The 20993-nt window shown below is 48.8% G+C and carries 19 protein-coding genes; 8 read left to right on the forward strand and 11 right to left on the reverse strand.

Annotation, left to right across the window (positions count from 1 at the left end; genetic code table 11):
- The first annotated feature begins 15 nt into the window (after positions 1–15).
- The 5 genes from DWZ03_RS01365 (at position 16) to DWZ03_RS01385 (ending at position 7709) form a co-directional block, all read left to right on the forward strand.
- Positions 16–1536, forward strand: a complete 1521-nt coding sequence (locus tag DWZ03_RS01365; RefSeq protein WP_057097764.1) for a RagB/SusD family nutrient uptake outer membrane protein — start codon at positions 16–18, stop codon at positions 1534–1536.
- Between the two features lie 130 nt (positions 1537–1666).
- Positions 1667–1945 (forward strand): LysO family transporter, encoded by a 279-nt coding sequence (locus DWZ03_RS01370; RefSeq protein WP_057097774.1) that lies wholly within the window; start codon positions 1667–1669, stop codon positions 1943–1945.
- Positions 1942–2544 carry a lysine exporter LysO family protein gene (locus DWZ03_RS01375; RefSeq protein WP_005830487.1) on the forward strand — a complete coding sequence of 201 codons (603 nt, stop codon included), beginning with the start codon at positions 1942–1944 and terminating at the stop codon, positions 2542–2544. The genes DWZ03_RS01370 and DWZ03_RS01375 overlap by 4 nt, the downstream gene beginning before the upstream one ends.
- A 72-nt stretch (positions 2545–2616) precedes the next feature.
- The gene (locus DWZ03_RS01380) at positions 2617–5760 is read left to right on the forward strand and encodes a glycoside hydrolase family 2 TIM barrel-domain containing protein (protein ID WP_120128536.1); all 3144 of its coding nucleotides are present in this window, start codon (positions 2617–2619) and stop codon (positions 5758–5760) included.
- A gap of 20 nt (positions 5761–5780) precedes the next feature.
- Positions 5781–7709 (forward strand): MGH1-like glycoside hydrolase domain-containing protein, encoded by a 1929-nt coding sequence (locus DWZ03_RS01385; RefSeq protein ID WP_008662663.1) that lies wholly within the window; start codon positions 5781–5783, stop codon positions 7707–7709.
- A 154-nt stretch (positions 7710–7863) separates the two neighbouring features.
- On the opposite strand, the gene buk is transcribed toward DWZ03_RS01385, so the two are convergent.
- Together buk and DWZ03_RS01395 are read right to left on the reverse strand one after the other, a co-directional pair.
- A complete protein-coding gene (gene buk, locus DWZ03_RS01390; protein ID WP_005830498.1) occupies positions 7864–8946 on the reverse strand; it encodes a butyrate kinase in 1083 nt (360 codons plus the stop codon).
- A gap of 44 nt (positions 8947–8990) precedes the next feature.
- Positions 8991–9911 (reverse strand): phosphate acyltransferase, encoded by a 921-nt coding sequence (locus tag DWZ03_RS01395; protein ID WP_005834523.1) that lies wholly within the window; start codon positions 9909–9911, stop codon positions 8991–8993.
- Between the two features lie 257 nt (positions 9912–10168).
- On the opposite strand from DWZ03_RS01395, the gene DWZ03_RS01400 reads away from it, so the two are divergent.
- Genes DWZ03_RS01400 through DWZ03_RS01410 form a run of 3 tightly spaced genes read left to right on the forward strand, consistent with a single transcriptional unit; the run spans position 10169 to position 12593 of the window.
- Positions 10169–11107: an LD-carboxypeptidase gene (locus DWZ03_RS01400; protein ID WP_005830507.1), complete on the forward strand. Its 939-nt coding sequence runs from the start codon at positions 10169–10171 to the stop codon at positions 11105–11107.
- Complete coding sequence (locus DWZ03_RS01405) at positions 11104–12117, forward strand: M20 family metallopeptidase (protein ID WP_005830510.1); 1014 nt, start codon at positions 11104–11106, stop codon at positions 12115–12117. Before DWZ03_RS01400 ends, DWZ03_RS01405 begins: the two co-directional genes overlap by 4 nt.
- Positions 12118–12170: 53 nt before the next feature.
- Positions 12171–12593, forward strand: coding sequence for a SufE family protein (locus tag DWZ03_RS01410; protein ID WP_034523308.1), 423 nt, complete (start codon positions 12171–12173; stop codon positions 12591–12593).
- Positions 12594–12833: 240 nt separating this feature from the next.
- On the opposite strand, the gene DWZ03_RS01415 is transcribed toward DWZ03_RS01410, so the two are convergent.
- The 9 genes from DWZ03_RS01415 to DWZ03_RS01455 all read right to left on the reverse strand — a co-directional run bounded on the left by DWZ03_RS01415 (position 12834) and on the right by DWZ03_RS01455 (position 20942).
- Entirely contained in the window at positions 12834–13037 is a 204-nt protein-coding gene (locus DWZ03_RS01415; protein ID WP_005830522.1) for a helix-turn-helix domain-containing protein, read from the reverse strand.
- A 43-nt stretch (positions 13038–13080) separates the two neighbouring features.
- Positions 13081–13722 (reverse strand): DUF2975 domain-containing protein, encoded by a 642-nt coding sequence (locus DWZ03_RS01420; RefSeq protein ID WP_117881111.1) that lies wholly within the window; start codon positions 13720–13722, stop codon positions 13081–13083.
- 15 nt (positions 13723–13737) lie between these two features.
- Positions 13738–14340: a DUF2975 domain-containing protein gene (locus DWZ03_RS01425; RefSeq protein WP_034529397.1), complete on the reverse strand. Its 603-nt coding sequence runs from the start codon at positions 14338–14340 to the stop codon at positions 13738–13740.
- Between the two features lie 17 nt (positions 14341–14357).
- Positions 14358–15026, reverse strand: a complete 669-nt coding sequence (locus DWZ03_RS01430; RefSeq protein ID WP_005830532.1) for a DUF2975 domain-containing protein — start codon at positions 15024–15026, stop codon at positions 14358–14360.
- Positions 15023–15817 carry a CPBP family intramembrane glutamic endopeptidase gene (locus DWZ03_RS01435; protein WP_016272429.1) on the reverse strand — a complete coding sequence of 265 codons (795 nt, stop codon included), beginning with the start codon at positions 15815–15817 and terminating at the stop codon, positions 15023–15025. The genes DWZ03_RS01430 and DWZ03_RS01435 overlap by 4 nt, the downstream gene beginning before the upstream one ends.
- A gap of 181 nt (positions 15818–15998) precedes the next feature.
- On the reverse strand, positions 15999–16484 hold the full coding sequence (locus DWZ03_RS01440) for a DUF3836 domain-containing protein (protein WP_016272428.1): 486 nt from the start codon (positions 16482–16484) through the stop codon (positions 15999–16001).
- Between the two features lie 225 nt (positions 16485–16709).
- Positions 16710–17651 (reverse strand): bifunctional riboflavin kinase/FAD synthetase, encoded by a 942-nt coding sequence (locus DWZ03_RS01445; RefSeq protein WP_117600186.1) that lies wholly within the window; start codon positions 17649–17651, stop codon positions 16710–16712.
- Entirely contained in the window at positions 17635–18255 is a 621-nt protein-coding gene (locus DWZ03_RS01450; RefSeq protein WP_005830542.1) for an HAD family hydrolase, read from the reverse strand. Before DWZ03_RS01450 ends, DWZ03_RS01445 begins: the two co-directional genes overlap by 17 nt.
- Before the next feature lie 2 nt (positions 18256–18257).
- On the reverse strand, positions 18258–20942 hold the full coding sequence (locus tag DWZ03_RS01455; protein WP_120128539.1) for a calcium-translocating P-type ATPase, PMCA-type: 2685 nt from the start codon (positions 20940–20942) through the stop codon (positions 18258–18260).
- Between the last annotated feature and the right edge of the window lie 51 nt (positions 20943–20993).

Below are 20993 nucleotides of genomic sequence, written 5' to 3' on the forward strand. Positions count from 1 at the left end.
AAAAACAAGAAGACAATGAAAAAAATTATATATATAGCCTCTTTCTTATGCGCCGCCTTACTGGCAGGATGCGATGATTTCCTGACGACAGAGTCTCCCGACTTTTCTACAGACAAATACTGGAGAGATAAAGCCGATGTAGAGGCAGGTCTATCAGCGGTATATGGCCAGCTGGATAACCGCACCGGCTCTTACACGGTTGCAGAAGTCAAGTTTGTTGTGGAAACCTTCCGTAGCGATGAGATGGTAAAAGGCCAGGACGTCAACAACTATCCGGAATGGGCTGCATTGTACGGATTCACCTACAACAATGAGAACTCCAGCATCAAAGAATACTGGATGAACAATTACAATGGCATCAACTACGCCAACAACGTATTATACGGTATTGACAAAGTACAGACCAGCGGTGAGAAGATGAGTGCCGATGACGAGAACCATCTTACGGGCGAAGCTCTGTTCCTGCGTGCCTACTATCATTTCAAACTGATTATGAGCTGGGAGAAAATCATTATCCGCAATGAATATCTGACCGGAGAATCCCAGACTCACAAAGCATTGTCTACCAGAACGGAAGCATGGGACTTTATCTGTACTGAACTGGACAAAGCAGGCAGCATGCTGCCACAAGACCGCCCTTCTTCCGAAGCGGGACGTGTAACCAAAGGAGCAGCCTACTCTTACCTGGGATGGGCTTACTTGACCCGTGCTTATGAAGAAAGTGACAAAAAGGCCGAATACCTGGGGCTGGCAGAAGCCGCTTTCAACAAAGTGACCGGCTACGAACTGGAGTCCGACTACGGAAGCATGTTCGACGGAACCAACAAAAATTGCAAAGAGTCCATTCTGGAACTTCAGTTTACCAACAGTACGGCCGACGGTACTTTCCACAAGCACGTACTCCACTTCTGGGTGGCTCCGGGCAGCATGTCCGGTTGGGACGAAATCCGTGTCAGCGACATGATGTACAACGAATTTCTGAAAGAAGGACGCATTGCCGAAGGTAACATGTACGATGCCCGTGCCTATGGTTCCATGATGTTTGATGATCCGTATTACTACGAAGGCGGGCACATCCTGGGGTACAATTACGATGACATCTATGATGAGAATTCCGCCACCCGATATAATTACCGTAAATACATGCCTTCAACTTGGAGCGACTACGCACAAAACTACGTAGGTACCAACATGCCACTGATGCGTTATGCCAATGTATTGCTGATGAAGGCTGAAGTCTACAATGAACAAGGTCATCCAGAAAAAGCCATTCCATTGATTAACGAAGTACGTAGCGTGCACGGCAAGCTGCCTGCCATGACCGGAAGTGACCAAGCTGCTGTTAAAGCGCAAATTGAGCATGAACGTCTGGTGGAATTCACACTGGAAAACTCACGCTTCTACGACCTCCGTCGTTGGGGCAAACTGGACGAAGCCATGAAGGCTGACGGCAGAACCGGATTCAGTGCATCTACCCACTCCTTCCTGCCCATTCCTCTGATGGAGATTCAGACCAACAATGAAATAAACGAATAATCCTTTTCTCCAAATAGTATATCGAGGCGGCATTCGCCCCGGCAATGCCGCCTCGTTTACTTTGAAAGCTTTATCTTTGCACCTGCAAAAATAGACCATACTATCTTTGCCACTAAAAAACGACATAGATATGTTTACAATCATCGGACTAATGCTCACGGGAATGCTGTTGGGCTATCTCTTACGGAAACGGGACTTAAAGAAAATCCACCAAATCATCACCCTGCTCATCTGGCTGCTGCTGTTTATCCTCGGCATCGAGGTCGGAAGCAACGAGCAAATCATCAAGGGGCTCCATACCATAGGTCTTGAAGCTGTGATACTCACCCTGGGAGGGACCTTGGGAAGTGTTATCGCTGCTTGGGCACTCTGGAGAGCCTTGTATAAAAGGAAAGGAGGCAGGGCATGAAAGGAAGTCTTATCATTGTGGGCTTTTTTGTATTGGGTACGATTTGTGGTGTGTGCCATCTGCTGCCTTTTGATATTGCAGAAACCAATATCAGCTACTACGCGCTTTGCGCGCTGATGTTCAGTGTAGGGTTGAGCGTAGGCAACGACCCGCAGACCCTGAAGAACTTCCGTTCACTCAATCCGCGGCTGGTATTCCTGCCCATCATGACGATACTGGGAACACTGGCAGGTTCGGCAGCCGTCAGTCTGATTCTGACACACCGTTCTATAACGGACTGTCTGGCCGTAGGCTCGGGATTCGGCTATTACTCGCTCTCCAGCATCTTCATTACCGAATACAAGGGAGCCGAGCTGGGCACCATCGCCCTGCTTGCCAATATCAGCCGGGAGATTCTGACACTGCTGGCCGCCCCGTTGCTGGTACGATGGTTCGGAAACCTTGCCCCCATCTCTGCCGGAGGAGCCACGACGATGGACACCACACTGCCCATCATCACACGGACAGCCGGACAGCAGTTTGTCGTAGTTTCCATCTTCCACGGGTTTGTGGTCGATTTCAGCGTTCCGTTCCTGGTGACATTGTTCTGCTCGATATAGGGCTTTTACCCTCTTTTGACAGACACCGGTCTCTGACAAGAGCCATTTTTATATCACTAAATCCTATTAATAATGAAAACCAAACTTTATACCTTTCTCCTTTCTTCGCTGCTTTGCACCGGTGCCCTGGCCGACAACGAGCCGTGGCAGAACCCGCAAGTCAACGAAATGAACAGAGAACCGATGCACGCCCACTTCACCCCGTTTACGAATGAAGCCAACGCATTGAAACAACGTGCCTTGCCCGCCGACGTACGGTTCGACGTTAATCCTGCAACGGAACGCCGTATCACTCTGGACGGCACCTGGAAATTTCTTTTTTCAAAGAACAATGACCTCTGCCCCAAAGACTTTCACAAGCCCGGATTCAGTACCCGCAAGTGGAGTAAAATTGAAGTTCCGGGAAGCTGGGAACTGCAAGGCTTCGATGCACCTATCTATACAGATACCCGTTATCCGTTCCCCCCCAATCCGCCCTACGTGCCTACCGACTACAATCCCGTAGGTGCTTATATCCGCGAGTTCACCGTCCCGGCTAGCTGGGAAGGCATGGACATCTTCCTTAATTTCGAAGGGGTGGAGTCTGCCTACTATGTATGGGTAAACGGCGAATTGGCAGGATATGCAGAAGACAGCCGCCTACCGTCGCACTTCAACATCACCCACCTGCTGAAGAAGGGCAACAATAAACTGGCTGTAAAAGTATTCCGTTATAGCGACGGTTCCTACCTGGAAGGCCAGGACTACTGGAAATACAGCGGCATCGAACGGAGTGTTTATCTCTACGCCCGCCCCCAGAGCCGCGTCAAGGACTTCCGGATGACAGCGGAACTGATAAACAACTACAAGGATGGCGAACTAAAGCTGGACGTATTCCTCCATCGGCCTAAAGCCGGAGAAACGGTGGAAGTCAAGGTAATGGACAAGGACAAGGTTATCTATGACCGGAAAAAGTCCATAACCTCTGCCACAGACACTTTGTTTACCCAGCAGCAAGTGTTCACGAATGCACGAGCCTGGAATGCCGAAACACCGAACACCTACACGCTGGTAGTCAGCACCTTTGATGCACAAGGGAAACCGCAGGAATCCTTTACGCACCTTTTTGGCTTCCGTACCGTGGAAATGATGAACGGCATGCAGATGATTAACGGCCAGGCCGTCCTCTTCAAGGGGGTGAACCGTCACGAGCACGACCCGCACAAGGGACGTACCATCACCGTGGGGTCCATGATACACGACATCCAGCTGATGAAGCAGTTCAACCTGAACGGTGTACGCAACTGCCACTACCCGAACAACTATGCGTGGTACGAGCTTTGCACAGAATTCGGACTTTATATGGTAGACGAAGCCAACATCGAGAGCCATGGCATGATGTTCCACAAGGATGAGACCCTTGCCAACTATCCCGACTGGGAGGTGCCTTTCATGCAGCGGATGAGCCGTATGATTGCACGCGACCGCAACTACTCTGCCATCGTGACTTGGTCCATGGGCAACGAGTCGGGCTACGGCAAGCACTTCGAAACTCTGTATGACTATACCAAGAAGATAGACCCCACCCGTCCCGTACAATATGAAGGGGGTGGCTACAACTCCAAGAGCGACATCTATTGCCCCATGTACGCACGCATCTGGAGGTTGCGCCAACACGTGAACCAGCGTGATGCCCGCCCCATGATTCTCTGCGAATATGCCCATGCCATGGGTAACAGTGTAGGTAACTTCCAGGACTACTGGGACTTGATTTACAAGTACGACCAGCTGCAAGGCGGTTTCATTTGGGACTGGGTGGACCAGACGTTTGCCATCAAGGACGAGAACCAGCGTAACATCTGGGCTTTTGGCGGCGACATGGGATTTGTAGGCGTCGTCAACGACTCCAACTTCTGTGCCAACGGCTTGATTGCTGCCGACCGCACCCCGCACCCGCACATCTACGAAGTGAAGAAGGTATTGCAATACATCCACTTCGAACCGCTTGCCTTCACCCCGAACAAGATAAAGGTCACCAACTGGCACGATTTCATCGGATTGGAAGGATATACCCTCCGCTGGGCAGTGGAATGCGACGGCAAGACCGTTCAGAACGGTGAGATGGATTTCCCCAAGATTGCTCCCAAAAACTCTGCCAACATAGAATTGCCACTGAAAGCGCTGCCTGCCGACGGCAAGGAGTATTTCCTCACACTTCGTGCATTCACCAAGCACGAAGCGCCATTAGTACCGAAAGGACACGAGGTTGCCATCGAACAATGGGAACTGCCTTCCGTCCCGTCAGCCAAAACCGTTCAGCCGGTGGAAGGAACGCTGACCGTAGACCACAACAACGAAACACTGACCGTGAAAGGCAACAACTTCCAGGTAGCTTTCTCTACCCGAAACGGTGAAATGACAGAGTTGAACTACACCGGAAAGAATCTGATTAAAGAAGGGCTACAACCCAACTTCTGGCGCCCGTTGACCGATAATGATATTCCAAATGGGCACCTGATACGCTGCGGCACCTGGAGAAACGCCGGACGCGATGCCAAACTGCAGAACATCGAAGTTGCAGAAGCCGGACAAACGGCTACTGTCACTGCGACCTACCGCATGGAAGAACAAGATGCTGATTTGCAGACTCTCTACACAATCACTCCCGACGGCAAGGTTCAGGTAACCATGCACTTCACCCCCGGCAAGAAGCCATTGAGCGAGATGCCTCGTCTGGGCATGCGCATGATACTCCCTGCCGAATATGAAATGATGACCTGGTTGGGCCGTGGTCCGCAAGAGACGTACGCCGACCGCAAGACGGGAGCATTGATAGGCCTCTACAACGCCACGGTGTGGGAACAATTCCATCCGTATGTACGTGCCCAAGAGACGGCCAATCATTGTGACGTACGCTGGGTGGCCCTGCGCAATGCTGCCGGTGAAGGTATGCTGGTAGTGGGCGAGGAACCGTTGAGCGTAAGCGCCTGGAACTTCCCGATGGAGGACATTGAATACCGTCCCTCACAGATGGAGCGCCGCCACGGTGGAAGCATCCAGAAGAAAGATATGATATGGCTCAACATCGACCACAAGCAGATGGGCGTAGGCGGTGACAATACCTGGGGAGCACAAGTTCATCCCGAGTACACCATCACTCCGCACGAATGGAAATACAGCTTCACGCTCGCCCCTCTCGCACCGGAGGATGATGCAGCGGAACAAGCGCACAAATAACCGTTAAATACCTCATTCATATGAAATACAAATTTATACGCATACTCTGCTTCACATTGTTGGCCGCAGGCATCGCAGCCTGCACCCCCGGCATGAAAAGCACTACGGAGAAACGGTATGCCTTCGCCGACATACTGGACATCTCCTACACTCCCGACACCCTGCACCGCTGCTATGGTTGGTTCACCGACGCCGGCTCGTGGATGGGCTTCACGCTGCCCGAACGGCAACAATGGGTCAACGGCTTCTGCGGCCCCTTCAGCCTCGATATGTTCCGCCGCCAGTGGATGGCACAGTCAGCCGCCGTCGTAAGCTTTGCCAAAGATACACAAGAGATTTTTGTTCCGGATTCCACTTGCTATTACCCCGGCGAGCTCTATATGTCGGCACATTCCACCCACGGGAGCATCACGCAACGGCTCAACTTCACAAGTGCCTCGACCGCCTTGCTGCGCATCGAAGCCGACACGGCTGAAGACCTGCTGCTCTCCGGTAGCCAATGGGGCAAAGACATCACCGTCAGCGTAGAACAGAACTCCGTCATCGCCCGTCATCCCAGTGGCGAAACCGTAACCGTGACCTTCACTCCTAATGTAGAGCTGGCCAAGACCGACAATAACTATACAGCCCTCGTCCGCTCTCCGCGCTACCCTGTCAACGTAGCCATCTCTTTCTTCACTTCCGAAAAAGAGATGACTGCCAACCTGCAAAACCTGCCGAGCCTGCTCAACAATCCCGCCCCCGCCCTGCAAGCCAATGCCGAACGTTGGGAAGGTTACCTCACCAAGATACTGCGCAAGGACATGAAGCCCGAATATGACCGTATCGCCGTGAAAGCCGTCACCACGCTCATCTCCAATTGGCGGACACACCGCGGTGGATTGCTTCACGAAGGTATCATCCCGAGCCATGCCGTAGGCTATTTCGTCGGCTTTTGGGCATGGGATAGCTGGCGCTTCAGTGCCGGAACCGCCAAATTCGACCCCGAACTGGCCAAGAACAACATCCGAGCCATGTTCGACTACCAGCAACCGGACGGCATGATTATCGACTGTATCTACACCGACCCCTCCGAGAACAATGCCCGTGACAGCAAGCCTCCCTTGGTATGCTGGGCTGTCGATGAAATATTTACCCATACGGGTGACACCGCCTTCGTTGCCGAGATGTATCCGCAACTGCTCTCCTATTATAGATGGTGGTACGAGAAGCGCGACCACAACCGCAATGGCATGTGCGAGTACGGTGCTACCGACGGAACACTGGAAGCTGCCGCCTGGGAAAGCGGCATGGACAACGCCATCCGTTTTGACGGCGCCGTGATGCTGAAAAACGAAGGCTACGAGGATGCCTGGAGTATGGATCAGGAGAGTGTGGACTTGAACGCTTATCTGGCACTGGAATGCAAACTGCTGAAGAAATTCTCCAGCCTGCTGAAGATACCTTTCGACGCACCGGACTACAGTAGCCAGGTAGCCGACTATTTCTTTGACAAGAACATCAACTTCTTCTGCGATCGCCGCCTGAAGGACGGTTCATTCATCGAAGAGCCGGGCTGCGAAGCCTACACTCCGTTGTGGACCCGGATTGCCACACAAGCGCAAGTGGACAGCATGCTGCCCATGCTTCAAGATACGGCAAAGTTCTCCACGTATATCCCCTTCCCGACCATTGCCGCCGACAATCCCAAATACAATCCGCGCGGCTACTGGCGTGGCCCCATCTGGCTGGACCAAACCTACTTTGCCATCCGCGGACTGCGCAACTACGGCTACAACCGGCTGGCAGATGAATATACGCTGCAAGTCTTCGACCGCCTGAGTGGGCTGAAAGAGGGTGCTCCCATCCACGAGAACTACGGAACCCATACCGGCGAACGCCTGAAAGCTCCCCATTTCAGCTGGAGCTCCTCACATCTGTTGATGATGTACGACGATTACGGTAAGTAAACCGGGATTCCATATATGTCATAACTCACCACAGATTACACAGATTCACGCAGATTTTTTTAGTTTATTGATATCTGACATATTTATCTGTGTGAATCTGTGTAATCTGTGGTGAGTTATGACACTTTCATGAAGAACAAAAGCGATATGATTATTATCGGTAAACCTGCACCGGAAGCTCTCCACGCAAAGCTCCCAGCGCATTCATTACCAATGCTTCCAATTCGTCTTCTCCGGGATAGACGTGGACGGGAGCAAGGAAAGACACGCGCTCCTGCAACCGCGAAGTGATGTACTCGGAATGTGCCATACCTCCCGTAAGCAGAATGGCGTCCACCTTGCCATAAAGCACAACAGCAGCACCGCCTATCTCCTTGGCAATGCGGTAAATCATGGCATCAAGCACCAAAGCGGCATGGGTGTCTCCCTCAGCGATGCGCCTCTCTATGGCGGGAATGTCGGTAGTACCCAAATGGGCGGCAAGTCCCGCCTTGCCGGAAATACGTTTCTTCAGTTCTTCGGTAGTGTAACGCCCCGAGTGACAAAGGTCTATCAGTTGCCCGGCGGGCAGGGTACCTGCACGTTCGGGCGAAAAAGGACCGAAACCGTCGAGGGCATTGGGCACGTCCACCGCACGGCCGTGGCGGTGGACTCCTACGGAAACGCCTCCACCCAAGTGACAGACAATCAGATTGAGGTCTTCGTAATGCACGGGAGCTTCGGGCTGCAGGGCACTACGCTCGGCAGCATAGCGCCGGGCGATGGCTCGCTGGTTCAAGGCGTGCCAGATGGTGATGCTGGGCATCAGAGGCGAACCGGTGATGCGTGCCACATCGTCCAGTTCGTCCACCACGCCGGGATCGGCTATGAAAGAGGGGCAGCCGGGCAGCATGGCGGCAAGTTCGTGGGCTATCAGACAACCTAAGTTGCAGGCGTGGGTACGCATGGCGTGGAGCATATCGTCCAACATGGCATCGTTCACGGCATACACACCGCCAGGAATGGGTTTCAACAATCCCCCACGGCCGACGATGGCATCGAACTTAAAGGGAATGTCATTGGCCTCCAGCGCTTCCAGCACCAAGTGCTTGCGGAATTCGAACTGGTCGATGATGCGGGGAAATTGGGAAAGCTCCTCCACCGAATGCCGGATGTTGAGTACCAGACGGGGAGTTTCATCCTCATAGACAGCAATTTTTGTCGAGGTGGAACCGGGATTTACTGCCAGTATTTTCATTGATTACGATTTACAAATTACGAACTACAAATTACTAATTACAATCAAGGTTCTTTCACCCCGCTGGTCAGGCAAGCCATGGCAATGCTGTAATATTTGGACAAACCGGAATCGCTACGCGACGGTAATACCACCGGACATGAGGGTCCTTGCAGCAACCCGGCCATATCGGCATGAGAAAACAGAGATACAGCCTTATAAAAAGCATTGCCCGATTCGATGTTTGGGAATATCAACACATCCGCCTCCCCGTCAATCGGTGATACAATGCCTTTGATGTTACCGCTCGTCTTCTCACAAGAGGTCTTCACATCCAGCGGGCCGTCGATGATGACATTGCCGAACTCTCCGGCTTCCGCCAGTTCTACAATATTCACATAGTCCAATGAATGGGGGAATTTGGCGCTAACCTTCTCCGTGCAATGAATCAGCGCGATGCGTGGCTGCTCTATCCCGAAATGGCGGCAAGTATGGATGGCATACCAAATCATTTCAATGCGCTGTTGCAGTGTCGGGCGGGGAATGACCGCAGCATCGGAGAAAAAGAGCAGTTTATCGTAAGTAGGTATCTGCATCACGGCCAGATGGGTCAGAATCTTTCCTTTAGGCAACAAACCATGTTCCTTGTCCAGAATGGCACGTAGCAAATTGTCGGTATTGATGATGCCTTTCATCAGGATGTCCGCTCCACCCTCGCGTACGATACGCACCGCCTCACGTGCAGCCTCATCGGAATCTTCTATATGCAAGGTACTGACATATTGAGGATATTTCTTCAAAGTGGGATATTTTTCCAATATGGCAGAATCGCCAATCATCAGAAATTCCGCAATCCCCTCCTCCAAGGCACGGGATATGGCATATTCTGTATTAGGGTCATTGGCACAGACTACCGCAATACGTTTCCTCTTATTCAAGGTTTTCAGGTGGGCTGTTAACTGGGCAAAGTTCCGTATCGGTTCCATAACGTTAGATTTTTAGCAAATATCTAAAAAAATGTCGAGAAATACAGCATTTGCCCCGTTGAAATTTTATATGTTTAATATCATTTTGATATGTTCACCACAGATTACACAGATTGACACGGATTTGAACAGAATTTGAATTACTCTGTTGATTATATATCATATATAACCTCCCTCTCTTCTGTTAAAAATCCGTGTTAATCTGTGATATCTGTGGTGAATTGTGTACTTTTGCCCAAAATAGATTGATAATATATATGGGTAGTCTTATTTTCCCTCCGTATCTGCAGGAAGGTGACCGTGTCATTGTTCTCTCCCCTTCCAGCAAGATTGACAAATCTTTCCTGAAAGGCGCCTACAAACGTTTGAAGTCCTGGGGGCTGGAAGTCGTATTCGCAAAGCACGCGGGGAGTTCCAACGGAACGTATGCAGGAAATATCCGGCAACGCCTCGAGGACCTGCAGGAAGCCATGGACGATGAAGAAGCCAAAGTCATATTCTGTAGTCGGGGCGGTTACGGAGCCGTGCATCTGATAGGCAAACTGGATTTTACCAAGTTCAGGCAGCATCCCAAATGGCTCATCGGATTCAGTGACATCACCGCCCTCCATAATCTGTTCCAGCAGAATGGCTTCGCGTCGTTGCACGCCCCCATGGCGCGCCATCTCACAGTAGAACCGGAAGACGACTTCTGCACACAAGCACTGAAGGATATACTATTCGGGCAGGCATTGGGAGGAACCGAAGCATTCAGTTATGTCTGCCCGGGGCACAAACTAAATCATAAGGGAGAGGGAAAAGGCGTGTTGCGCGGCGGCAATTTGTCTGTGTTCTACGGGCTGCGTGGTACTCCTTACGATATTCCCGCCGAAGGCACCATCCTCTTCATCGAAGATGTGGGAGAACGCCCGCATGCGGTGGAACGCATGATGTACAATCTCAAACTGGGAGGTGTCCTCGACAAGCTTTCCGGCCTCATCATCGGACAATTCACCGAATACGAGGAGAACAAGTCCCTGGGAAAAGACCTATATGGCGCATTGGCCGATTTGGTGAAGGAATACGATTACCCGATATGTTTCGATTTTCCCGTCGGACATGTCAGCATGAATGTACCGCTGATAAACGGCGCTGCGGTAACACTGAAAGTTGGAAAGAAAGAAGTGAAACTAAGTTTTAATACAGAAAGAGAATGAAACGGAATTATACATTCATCCCGTTGCTGCTGTTGCTGATTGTAGCGATAGTGGCATGCAGCAACAACAGCAGCAAGTCTGCAGCCGATAATGACAGTGAGGGCGATGCGACCAAAGCGACTGTCCAAGTGCCTCAGTTCAGTGCAGACAGTGCATATCAATACATACAGACCCAAGCGGATTTTGGTCCGCGCGTGCCCAACACCGCCGCCCACAAAGCCTGCGGAGAATTCCTTGCCAAGAAGCTGGAAGAATTCGGCGCCAAAGTATACAACCAGCATGCCGACCTGGTGGCTTACGACAACACCATCCTGAAAGCGCGCAATGTTATCGGTGCCTATAATCCGGAAAGCAAAAGGCGTGTACTGCTCTGTGCCCATTGGGACAGCCGTCCTTATGCCGACCAGGATGCCGACAAGACGAAGCATCACAGCCCCATCCTGGGTGTGAACGATGGAGCCAGCGGTGTGGGCGTATTGCTCGAAGTGGCCCGCCAACTACAGCAGCAGGCTCCAGCCATAGGCATCGACATCATCTTCTTTGACGCCGAAGACTATGGCATCCCCTACTTCTATCAAGGTGCATACAAGAACGACACTTGGTGCCTGGGCTCGCAATATTGGGGACGAGTACCCCATGTAGACGGCTATAATGCCCGCTACGGCATCCTGCTCGACATGGTGGGTGGAAAGAACGCCACCTTCTACAAGGAACAGTTCTCTCAAAGAACCGCCGGTAAGTACGTGAACAAGATATGGAACACAGCCCACCGCCTGGGCTTCGGCAACTTCTTCCCCAAAGAAAAAGGCACCGAAGTGACAGACGACCATATGTATGTATACAACCTGCGGCAGATTCCCTGCGTAGACATCATCAACTATGACCCGAACTGCGACACCGGCTTCGGTGACTTCTGGCACACGATAGACGACACCATGGACATCATCGACAAGGGCACTCTCAACGCAGTGGGACAGACCTTGCTGGAAGTCATCTACAATGAGAAATAGACCATCAAATAGTAAATCGTAAATAGTAAAATAGTAAAATAGTAAATCCCATGATAAGTATCAACGAAGTACAAGATGAAGTAATTGCCGAATTCAATGATTTCGACGATTGGATGGACCGGTACCAACTTCTTATTGATTTAGGAAACGAGCAGGAACCGCTCGACGAAAAATACAAGACGGAACAAAACCTGATTGAAGGTTGCCAGAGCCGCGTATGGCTGCAGGCAGACGAAGTGGACGGAAAAATTATTTTCCAGGCCGAAAGCGACGCACTGATTGTGAAAGGAATCATTTCACTGCTTATCAAAGTACTCTCCGGGCACACACCGGATGAGATACTGAACGCCGACCTCTATTTCATTGATAAAATAGGACTGAAGGAACACTTGTCGCCCACCCGTAGCAACGGACTGCTGTCTATGGTAAAGCAGATGCGAATGTATGCGCTGGCCTTCAAAGCGAAAGGCATCTAAAGGTTACGACCGACAATATATAAACTAATAATCAGCAGATTATATTTACCGGATGTTTACCCTATAATGTAAAAGCCGTTACTCCAGAATGTAACGGCTTTTACATTATGAAGTAACGACGTTTACCATAGTATGTAAAGGCGTTTACCGTAGTATGTAAAGGTGTTTACTGTAGTACGTAAACGGAGTTTCTTAAGGCGGTAAGCATTTCAACCTCTACTTGCGCCTTCTTCTCCCTATTTATCCCTCCTTAAACTCCAGTATATCCCCCGGCTGGCAATCAAGTTCCTTACAGATTGCTTCCAGTGTAGAGAAACGGATGGCCTTAGCCTTTCCGGTTTTGAGAATAGAGAGATTGGCAGGCGTAATATCAATCTTCTCCGCCAGTTCGCCCAAAGATATCTTTCTTCGGGCCATCATTATGTCAAGGTTTACTATAATCATATAATTGTGTTCTATTTATCAATTATTCTTTTCCCACTCACACCTAAATAGTTAAGTCCTGTTCTTCCTTTATCTTCACCCCGGCGGCAAATATCTCGGTGAAAAGAATTATAATAACCAGGGATGTGAAATCCGTATCATGCGATGCAACCACTTCGTAGCCCAGCAGAGCCACTTGCTTCACTGCTTCAAGATGATTCAGCCAATCGTGCAAAGTCATCAAGCCGTACAATGCAGCAAACGAATAAGTAAAGAAACGCAACCGGGCTACATTATCCGAAGTAAACACTTCCCGCTTTGAGATGGATACCAGCAAACGTATCAGGCAATAGATTCCTACAAAGAAAGGAATGATGGCAAACATGGCAAAGAAGTTCACTATGGAACTCCAGACAGTGGGGACAATCACAGTGCCTATTCTCTTTACCTGATAAGGTACTGACTTATCGGCAAAACGATTCGTCAAGGAATCGACTGCTGTCGTTTCCAAAGGTCTTACATCCACATATACCTTATCAAATAAACCGGAATACTCCGGCTGTGGAGTTCCCGAATGCACATTTACACTATTGTAACCCTCAAGAAAACTATTCTTCATATCCACCCAGCCCGCTATCATTGCATAGGCAAACTCTGCAACAATGACCAATATAGCCAGGATACCCAATATACTTATCTTTTTCATAATCCTCCCCCCACATTAAACCGTTAAATCCTGCTCTTCCTTTATCTTCACGCCGATGGCGAATATCTCGGTGAAAAGAGCTAATATCAAAAAATAAAACCAAGGATATTTAAGCCAATAAGACTCTATTTCATAACCGGCCAAATGAATCTGAGAAACGACATCACAATATTGACAATACTGTTTCAGTTCAAGAAGTATTCCCATAAGAATGATTGTATAAATAAAAACACGCATACGAAATACATTATCACGAATAAACACTTCCCGACGGGTTACAGCCATAACCATCTTTATCAAACAGAAAAAACCATACAAGCCGGCAAATGCCACAGGAAACATCAGAATATTCAATACAACACCCCAAACGGACTCTTCCACTTGTGTCTCCAGGGTTTCAATACAATACGGAATATTCCGCTTTGCCACACTATTAAAAAGAGAATCTGCTATCAAAGTCTCATCAGCCTTCACTGCAACATTTACAGTAGAGAAGTCAAACTCCCGACTGTCTCCTGCTTGATTCCAGCCATCAACCGCACCTTCAATTCCACCTTTCAAACCAGTAAATACTAATGCTACAATAACTAATATTGCCAATATCTGAATCTTTTTCATTATTGTATCTCCTTTCATTAAATCGTCAAGTCCTGCTCTTCCTTCATTTTCAATCCAATGGCAAACACTTCACCTACAATCAGCGAACAAAGCCCAAGTACCAGCGTGGTAGTGCTCACCAATTCTGAGAGGCTCAGCTCGTAACCATGCAGCGAGAATACGGTATCGATACCTATAAAATCAAGATATGATGACGCAAAGGTACAGCAGAAGCTGACAACCAGTGCCATTCCCAATCGACGCAGCCGACGTACATTCCGCCAGTTGAAGATGTCGGACTTGTTGATAGAGATTATCAAGCGGATAAACAATACTACCGCCCAAAGGGAAAAGCCCAAATGCAGATATATCAGCAAATACTTTGCCACCACTTTCCCGACAGAATCATGAGAATCTACGCTGACCATCAACGAAGAGTAGGCTGCAGGCACATAACTCCTGCTTTTCTCATTGTAGACGGAATCCCTGAAGAAATCAAACGACTCCATGGAAGAAGGTATCAGGTTGACAACCTTCAGGTTCATCAGTTCCTTGTAGGCAGCAATGTCACTCCCTTTCTTTCCCAGCTCCAGTCCGGTCTGCGCCCCCATCTTGGCTCCCAGAAAGATATAGTACCCCTGCTCCAATACCGAGTAACTCAGTACAAGCATTACCACCAGGCAGAGAATGTTCAATCTTCTTTTCATAATTCAGTTGTTGTTGTATTAGTATCAGATATATTATATTTATTCAGTTGTTTCAAGGAGAGTAGAAGCAACAATATGAAAACCACTGCCCAAACCAGTACATACGGGTTACTCAGCAGATGTGTCACATCCTCCATTTCAGGATGTTTCAGGCTCAGATAGACAGACAAGCCGTTATTCATGATATGTATCAGAATACATGCCATAAGACTCCGTGTCTTATAATAAAGCCAGGCAAGCAAGAAACCGATGAGGCAAGCACCTATTATCTGAACCGGATTCAGATGAAAGATACCGAATATCAACCCGGAAAACAAGATAGCCTTTGCCGGGCTATATCTGCGAAGCAGCTCCTTGGTAATGGCACCACGGAAAAGCAGTTCTTCCAGTACGGGTCCCAAAACAGAAATACAGAGAATACCCAGCCAACCGGATTGCAGTATATCAAATGTCTGGTCCAACAAATTGGGCAAAAAAGTAAGTTCGGACATCAGAAGACCTATTATACATATGGAAGTCATTCCGGCAAGCAAGCTCCATGCCAGATAAGGGACTGACACCGGAGAATACAGATGCTTGTCTCCCGTCAGGTAATTCTTGCGCCACAAGTACAGTCCCATGAAAACAAAGCCCAGCAGCATGGTAGGCGCCACAGCAATCTGACCAGCCTTGTCCATGTCGAAAGTTCCATAAGCGAAATACGTATACAGCAGACAGAAAGGTCCTGCAAACAGTGCTCCTATAAGCTGCATCAAAAAGTAAATCAATACTAGTTTTATTGCCGTTTTCATTGTTCTATTCGTCTAAAAGTTCGCAAAGATACACATTTTCTCTGTCAATCCGTCAAGCTGTGGCAACAAGTCCCATCAGCAGCACCATCACTGTAGAAAGTGACAATACCAATAGTGTAATACTCATAAATGCTCTTCTCATAACCTAAGCCCCTCCCTCATTTCTATATTTGTTCTTCATTTATTTCACTGCCAGGAGCAATACGTCTTCCTCTGCAGTGGCATGTTCCACCAACAGATTCCAGTCGTTGTCCTTCTTACTCCATTTGTAACTCAAGTAGTTGATGTCATCTCCCGCCTGCAGATAAACTGCTTTTTCTTTCACATCGGAGTAGGCATGCGTCTTGTTGTCCCACAAGGCATATTCCACATCCGTACCGGCTTCTGTATAATTGTAGTTCAAGCAATAGAAGCGTTCAAACGCCTGCTCAATCTCGTTCCATTTCAACGCTTCCTTCTGTATCGTACGCCCTTGGGCATCATAGATGAAATTGTATTTCAAATGGTTCTGCAGAAACTTACCGTTCTCTACTTTATATACAATCTGGGACTCCACCTGATTTCCGTTCATCACTTCATTATAGGCAAAGTTTTCCTGGATATTACCACCAAAAGCATTTATCACTACTGTCACTACAAAGATTGTTGTCATTACTAAAGTTTTCATACCGTTATTGTTTTATTAGTTCTTTATTTTGTTTTTCGATAATCATTTATCGTTTCTCGATATGCAAATAAAAGACCTTTTTTTGATATGACAAAGAAAAACAGAAAATATTTATCGAAAAACAATAAAAAAAACACGTTTTACGATAAATACACAGAAAACAAACATTTCAAACGGGAAAATACATAGAACTGCAAGGAGATAAATGACCTTATCGCCTTATGTTTATAAAGAAAGAATGGATTTAATCTCCACCTCGTCACGGTGAAGCTGGGCAATAAGTTCTTCTATACTGTCGAATTTCAGTTCAGGACGGGTGCGGCGCACAAAGGAAAGACGCATCGGCTGCTGATAAATGTCAGCATCAAACCGGAATATATGGACCTCAATACTGCGATCGGGGCCGTTCTCCAACGTAGGTCGGTAGCCAATGCTTAGCATACCGCCGTACTCCTTGCCTTCAACACAGACACGGACGGCATACACACCATCGCAGGGAATCAGCTTGTCAGAATCGGAAACACGGAGATTAGCCGTAGGAAAACCTATCTTACGCCCCACCTGATAGCCGCCGACAACCGTACCGTCCAAAAAGAAATCATATCCCAGATACTCGGCAGCTTCCGAAACGTTTCCCTCCAGCAACAGACCGCGAATAGCCGAGGAGCTGACAGTAACCTCCGTTACCGATGTCTCCTTACTATAAGAATACGCGCGCGCAAGAAGCACCTCCATACCCAATTCGCGACCATAGTGCACATAGTCTTCAAAACCCTCGCTGCGGTTATGCCCGAAACGATGGTCGTACCCCACTACCAAAGCTTGTATCTGATAGCGATCCTTCAGTATGGACATGAATTCCCGTGCCGAAAGCCGGGCTATTTCAGGAGTAAAATCAAGCATCATGCAATAATCCACCCCAGTCTTGGCAAGCAGGGAAACTTTCTCATCACAAGTGGTCAATAACTTCGGATGATAATCGGCCTGCATCACTTTACGCGGATGTACCGGAAAAGTCACGACCGACGAAGCAAGCCCACGCCCGGCAGCTACCGCACACACTTGCTCTATCAGGTAGCGGTGTCCCCGATGTACTCCGTCAAAGAAACCGATAGTGGCTACACTTGGACGGGAACCAATGTCCGATGTTTCACAAAACAACTGCATGTCTCCAATCCTCGTGGGCCTTTGGCGTATAGGTAGAAATACCCAACGCCTCCGCTGTCCGGCAATTGGCCTCAGAATCGTCAATGAAAAGAGTCTCGTTGGGAAGAATACCGGTCTCATCCAGTACTTTCTGAAATATATCGGCATCCGGTTTTGCCATCTTCATCTCATAAGAGAGATAGATATGCTCAAAAAAGTCCTCCGCACGGAAAGCCTTGTAGCGAAACGCGTGCAGACACGACCATTGCCAATGGATTTCATTGGTGTTGCTCAGCAGATAGACCACATATTTTTTGCGCAGTTCCAACAGTAAATCCAATTTAAAAGTAGGAATACTCACTAGGAAACTGTTCCAGGCGTCATCTATCTGGGCATCAGTCACCGGTTTCCCTATCTTTCCACGAATCACTTCCCGGAACTCCGCACTGGTAATCAACCCTTTTTCATATTTCTGGAAGAAATCCTGCTGGTGATAGAGGTCCAACATGACTTCCACGTCCGGCAATCCCAGCTTTCTGAAATTCTCTAAACAGCGCTGGCGGTCCAAATCAATCAGAACTCCGCCAAAATCAATAATAAGGTTCTTGATTCCTCTTCTTTTCATCACTATTTCTGTGTTAAACGTCGGATAAGGCGAACCAGTTCACCTATCCACAAAACAAACGAAGTAGAAACGACAATCGTCATCCAAGTCATAAAATCGAGCGGCACTGTGCGGAATACAGCTCCACCAAACTGTACAATCAGTATCTGTCCGCCCAAAATGGCAAGTATAATCAGCTCCATGCCATAAGATTTAGAAATGCCCTTGAACGCCGAGTCCGAAGTGCCGAACACACGTGCATTGAACAAGTTCCAGAACTGAAGCATAACAAAGAACGTGAAGAACACAGTCAACCGATAGGTAGTCATCCCCCCCTCTTCACTGTTAAACCAGAAGAGCATTCCCATAAGCAATACCAGAAAGGCAAAACCCATTCCCAAAATGTAATACCTCATGGACTTGGTTATAATGAAATCCGTACTCTTACGCGGCTTTTCCTTCATCACGCTCTCACTGGGTGGAATGGACGCCAAGGCCAGGGCCGCAAACGTATCCATAATCAGGTTCACCCACAACATCTGCGTGACGGTCAAAGGAAGCGTCGTACCCACCAGTGAACCCAGGAGAACGATAAACAAAGCCACAAAATTGATAGTCAGTTGAAAAACAATGAAACGCTGTATATTCTTATATAGAGAACGTCCCCACATCACGGCCGTACCTATACTGTTGAAGGAGTCATCCAGCAACGTGATGTCGCTGGCCTCCTTGGCAACGGAAGTCCCGGTACCCATCGAAAGTCCCACTTGCGCATGGTTCAACGCAGGAGCATCATTCGTGCCGTCACCCGTCACAGCCACTACCGCACCTTTCTGCTGCAACAGTTGCACCAGACGCTGTTTGTCTGTGGGGCGTGCACGCGACATTATCTTCAAGTCCATCACACGGTCCAATGCCTCCTCATCCGTCAATTCGGCAAATGCAGCTCCCGTAATGCGGTTCTTTTCCGTATCCTCCGGTTTCCACAGACCAATCTGGCGTGCTATCTCGGTAGCCGTACCCGGTGTATCTCCCGTCACAATCTTCACTCCGATACCTGCCGACTGGCATTTGGCAACGGCCGCAGGCACATCCGGACGGATAGGGTCACTGATGGCAACCACACCGAGGAACGACAAGTCATTTTCAGCAACCAATGACACACAATCAGACGCTTCCGCATCATCCACAATCTTGAATGCAAAGCCAAGTGTACGCATAGCCATATTCTGGTAGTTGAGCAACTGAGCCTCCACTGTAGAACGGTATTCCACCGCATCCACACGCTTGCCGTCCAACATGACATCCTTGCATTTACCCAAAACAATCTCGGGAGCTCCCTTCACATACAGCACCTTCTTCCCAATCAGGGGGGATTGCACCAGGGTAGCCATGAATTTCCTTTCCGTAGAGAAAGTCAGCTGGTCGATAACCGTAGCTTTCTCACGCAGCGCCAGATAGTCGCATCCTTGGCTGTTCAGCCAAAGCAGCAGTGCCACCTCCGTGGGGTTACCCACCCCTTTCGGCTTCTCGCCAGTCACCTCTTCTTCCAGGAAAGCAGTGGAGTTAGCACTGATACCTTCCATTACCAGCTTGCTGAGGTCATCATTCCCCAGCTGCCCGTTATTCTTCAAACCATAGAAATTGGGTTCATGCACCTGCATCAGATTTTGGGTCAATGTACCGGTCTTGTCGGTACAAATCACTGTAATGGCTCCCATCGTCTCGCATGCATGCATCTTGCGCACCAGGTTGTTGGTGGAGAGCATGCGGCGCATATTCAACGCCAGACTGAGTGTCACGCTCATCGGCAAGCCTTCGGGCACAGCCACCACAATCAGGGTAACTGCCATCATAAAGTATTGCAAAGTAGCCTGCAAGGCCGGCAGCCAATCACGGAAGGTGTGGAATGAAGAAAAATCATAGACCAGTACCACATCCTTTACAAAGAAAATGAGAAAAGCCAGACCCGCCACGGAAAAGCCAATCTTTCCAATCAGGTTGGCCAATTTGGTCAGCTGGATATTCAGCGGAGTAGGTTCCGTATTCTGTTCGGTACTTTGACGTGCCACTTTACCGATTTCCGTAGCATCGCCCACAGCCTCCACACGCATGGTGCCATGTCCGTCCACCACCGTTGTACCGCGCAAAATGCGGTTGGAAGCATACGTAGCCTCTTCGTCAAAGTCGGCTTCCACGGTAGTTTTCGCCACTACCGGCTCACCGGTCAGGTTCGATTCGTTCACTTGCAGGGAAATGGCTTCCAGCAATTCACCGTCCGCCGGAACCTCTTCACCGGTTTCCAGCACCACTATATCACCCACCACTACATCTTTACGGGGAATCTCCTGCACATGTCCGTTACGAATTACTTTCACCAAAGTTTCTTCGTTCACTGCATTCAGCAGGTCAAACTTCTTTCCGGCATCATACTCAAAGAAGAAACCGATACCGGTAGCCAGCAGAATGGCTACTATAATGCCGATAGTCTCGGCATATTCATTCTCTACAATGGAAATAATCAAAGAAAACAGAGCGGCAACCAGCAATACCCTTACTACGGGGTCCTCAAACTTCTCCAGATACAATTTCCATAAGGAAGGCCGTTTAGGAGGCGTCAATAAATTTACTCCATGTTCGTCGCGGCTCTTCCGCACTTGTTCGTCGGTCAGTCCGACATGATAATAATCATCCTTTATTGCAGTCATGCAAGTCTTTAGGTTTAATTTTGGAACGCAAAAATACAATAATAATCCGGG

Source organism: Bacteroides sp. AF29-11 (assembly GCF_003602895.1).
Lineage (GTDB): Bacteria > Bacteroidota > Bacteroidia > Bacteroidales > Bacteroidaceae > Bacteroides > Bacteroides uniformis.

Bases quoted from the DNA above. Each gene is read 5' to 3' on its own strand.
- DWZ03_RS01365 (WP_057097764.1), top strand. From the start codon at position 16: ATGAAAAAAATTATATATATAGCCTCTTTCTTATGCGCCGCCTTACTG.
- DWZ03_RS01370 (WP_057097774.1), top strand. From the start codon at position 1,667: ATGTTTACAATCATCGGACTAATGCTCACGGGAATGCTGTTGGGCTAT.
- DWZ03_RS01375 (WP_005830487.1), top strand. From the start codon at position 1,942: ATGAAAGGAAGTCTTATCATTGTGGGCTTTTTTGTATTGGGTACGATT.
- DWZ03_RS01380 (WP_120128536.1), top strand. From the start codon at position 2,617: ATGAAAACCAAACTTTATACCTTTCTCCTTTCTTCGCTGCTTTGCACC.
- DWZ03_RS01385 (WP_008662663.1), top strand. From the start codon at position 5,781: ATGAAATACAAATTTATACGCATACTCTGCTTCACATTGTTGGCCGCA.
- buk (WP_005830498.1), bottom strand. From the start codon at position 8,946: ATGAAAATACTGGCAGTAAATCCCGGTTCCACCTCGACAAAAATTGCT.
- DWZ03_RS01395 (WP_005834523.1), bottom strand. From the start codon at position 9,911: ATGGAACCGATACGGAACTTTGCCCAGTTAACAGCCCACCTGAAAACC.
- DWZ03_RS01400 (WP_005830507.1), top strand. From the start codon at position 10,169: ATGGGTAGTCTTATTTTCCCTCCGTATCTGCAGGAAGGTGACCGTGTC.
- DWZ03_RS01405 (WP_005830510.1), top strand. From the start codon at position 11,104: ATGAAACGGAATTATACATTCATCCCGTTGCTGCTGTTGCTGATTGTA.
- DWZ03_RS01415 (WP_005830522.1), bottom strand. From the start codon at position 13,037: ATGATTATAGTAAACCTTGACATAATGATGGCCCGAAGAAAGATATCT.
- DWZ03_RS01420 (WP_117881111.1), bottom strand. From the start codon at position 13,722: ATGAAAAAGATAAGTATATTGGGTATCCTGGCTATATTGGTCATTGTT.
- DWZ03_RS01425 (WP_034529397.1), bottom strand. From the start codon at position 14,340: ATGAAAAAGATTCAGATATTGGCAATATTAGTTATTGTAGCATTAGTA.
- DWZ03_RS01430 (WP_005830532.1), bottom strand. From the start codon at position 15,026: ATGAAAAGAAGATTGAACATTCTCTGCCTGGTGGTAATGCTTGTACTG.
- DWZ03_RS01435 (WP_016272429.1), bottom strand. From the start codon at position 15,817: ATGAAAACGGCAATAAAACTAGTATTGATTTACTTTTTGATGCAGCTT.
- DWZ03_RS01440 (WP_016272428.1), bottom strand. From the start codon at position 16,484: ATGAAAACTTTAGTAATGACAACAATCTTTGTAGTGACAGTAGTGATA.
- DWZ03_RS01445 (WP_117600186.1), bottom strand. From the start codon at position 17,651: ATGCAGTTGTTTTGTGAAACATCGGACATTGGTTCCCGTCCAAGTGTA.
- DWZ03_RS01450 (WP_005830542.1), bottom strand. From the start codon at position 18,255: ATGAAAAGAAGAGGAATCAAGAACCTTATTATTGATTTTGGCGGAGTT.
- DWZ03_RS01455 (WP_120128539.1), bottom strand. From the start codon at position 20,942: ATGACTGCAATAAAGGATGATTATTATCATGTCGGACTGACCGACGAA.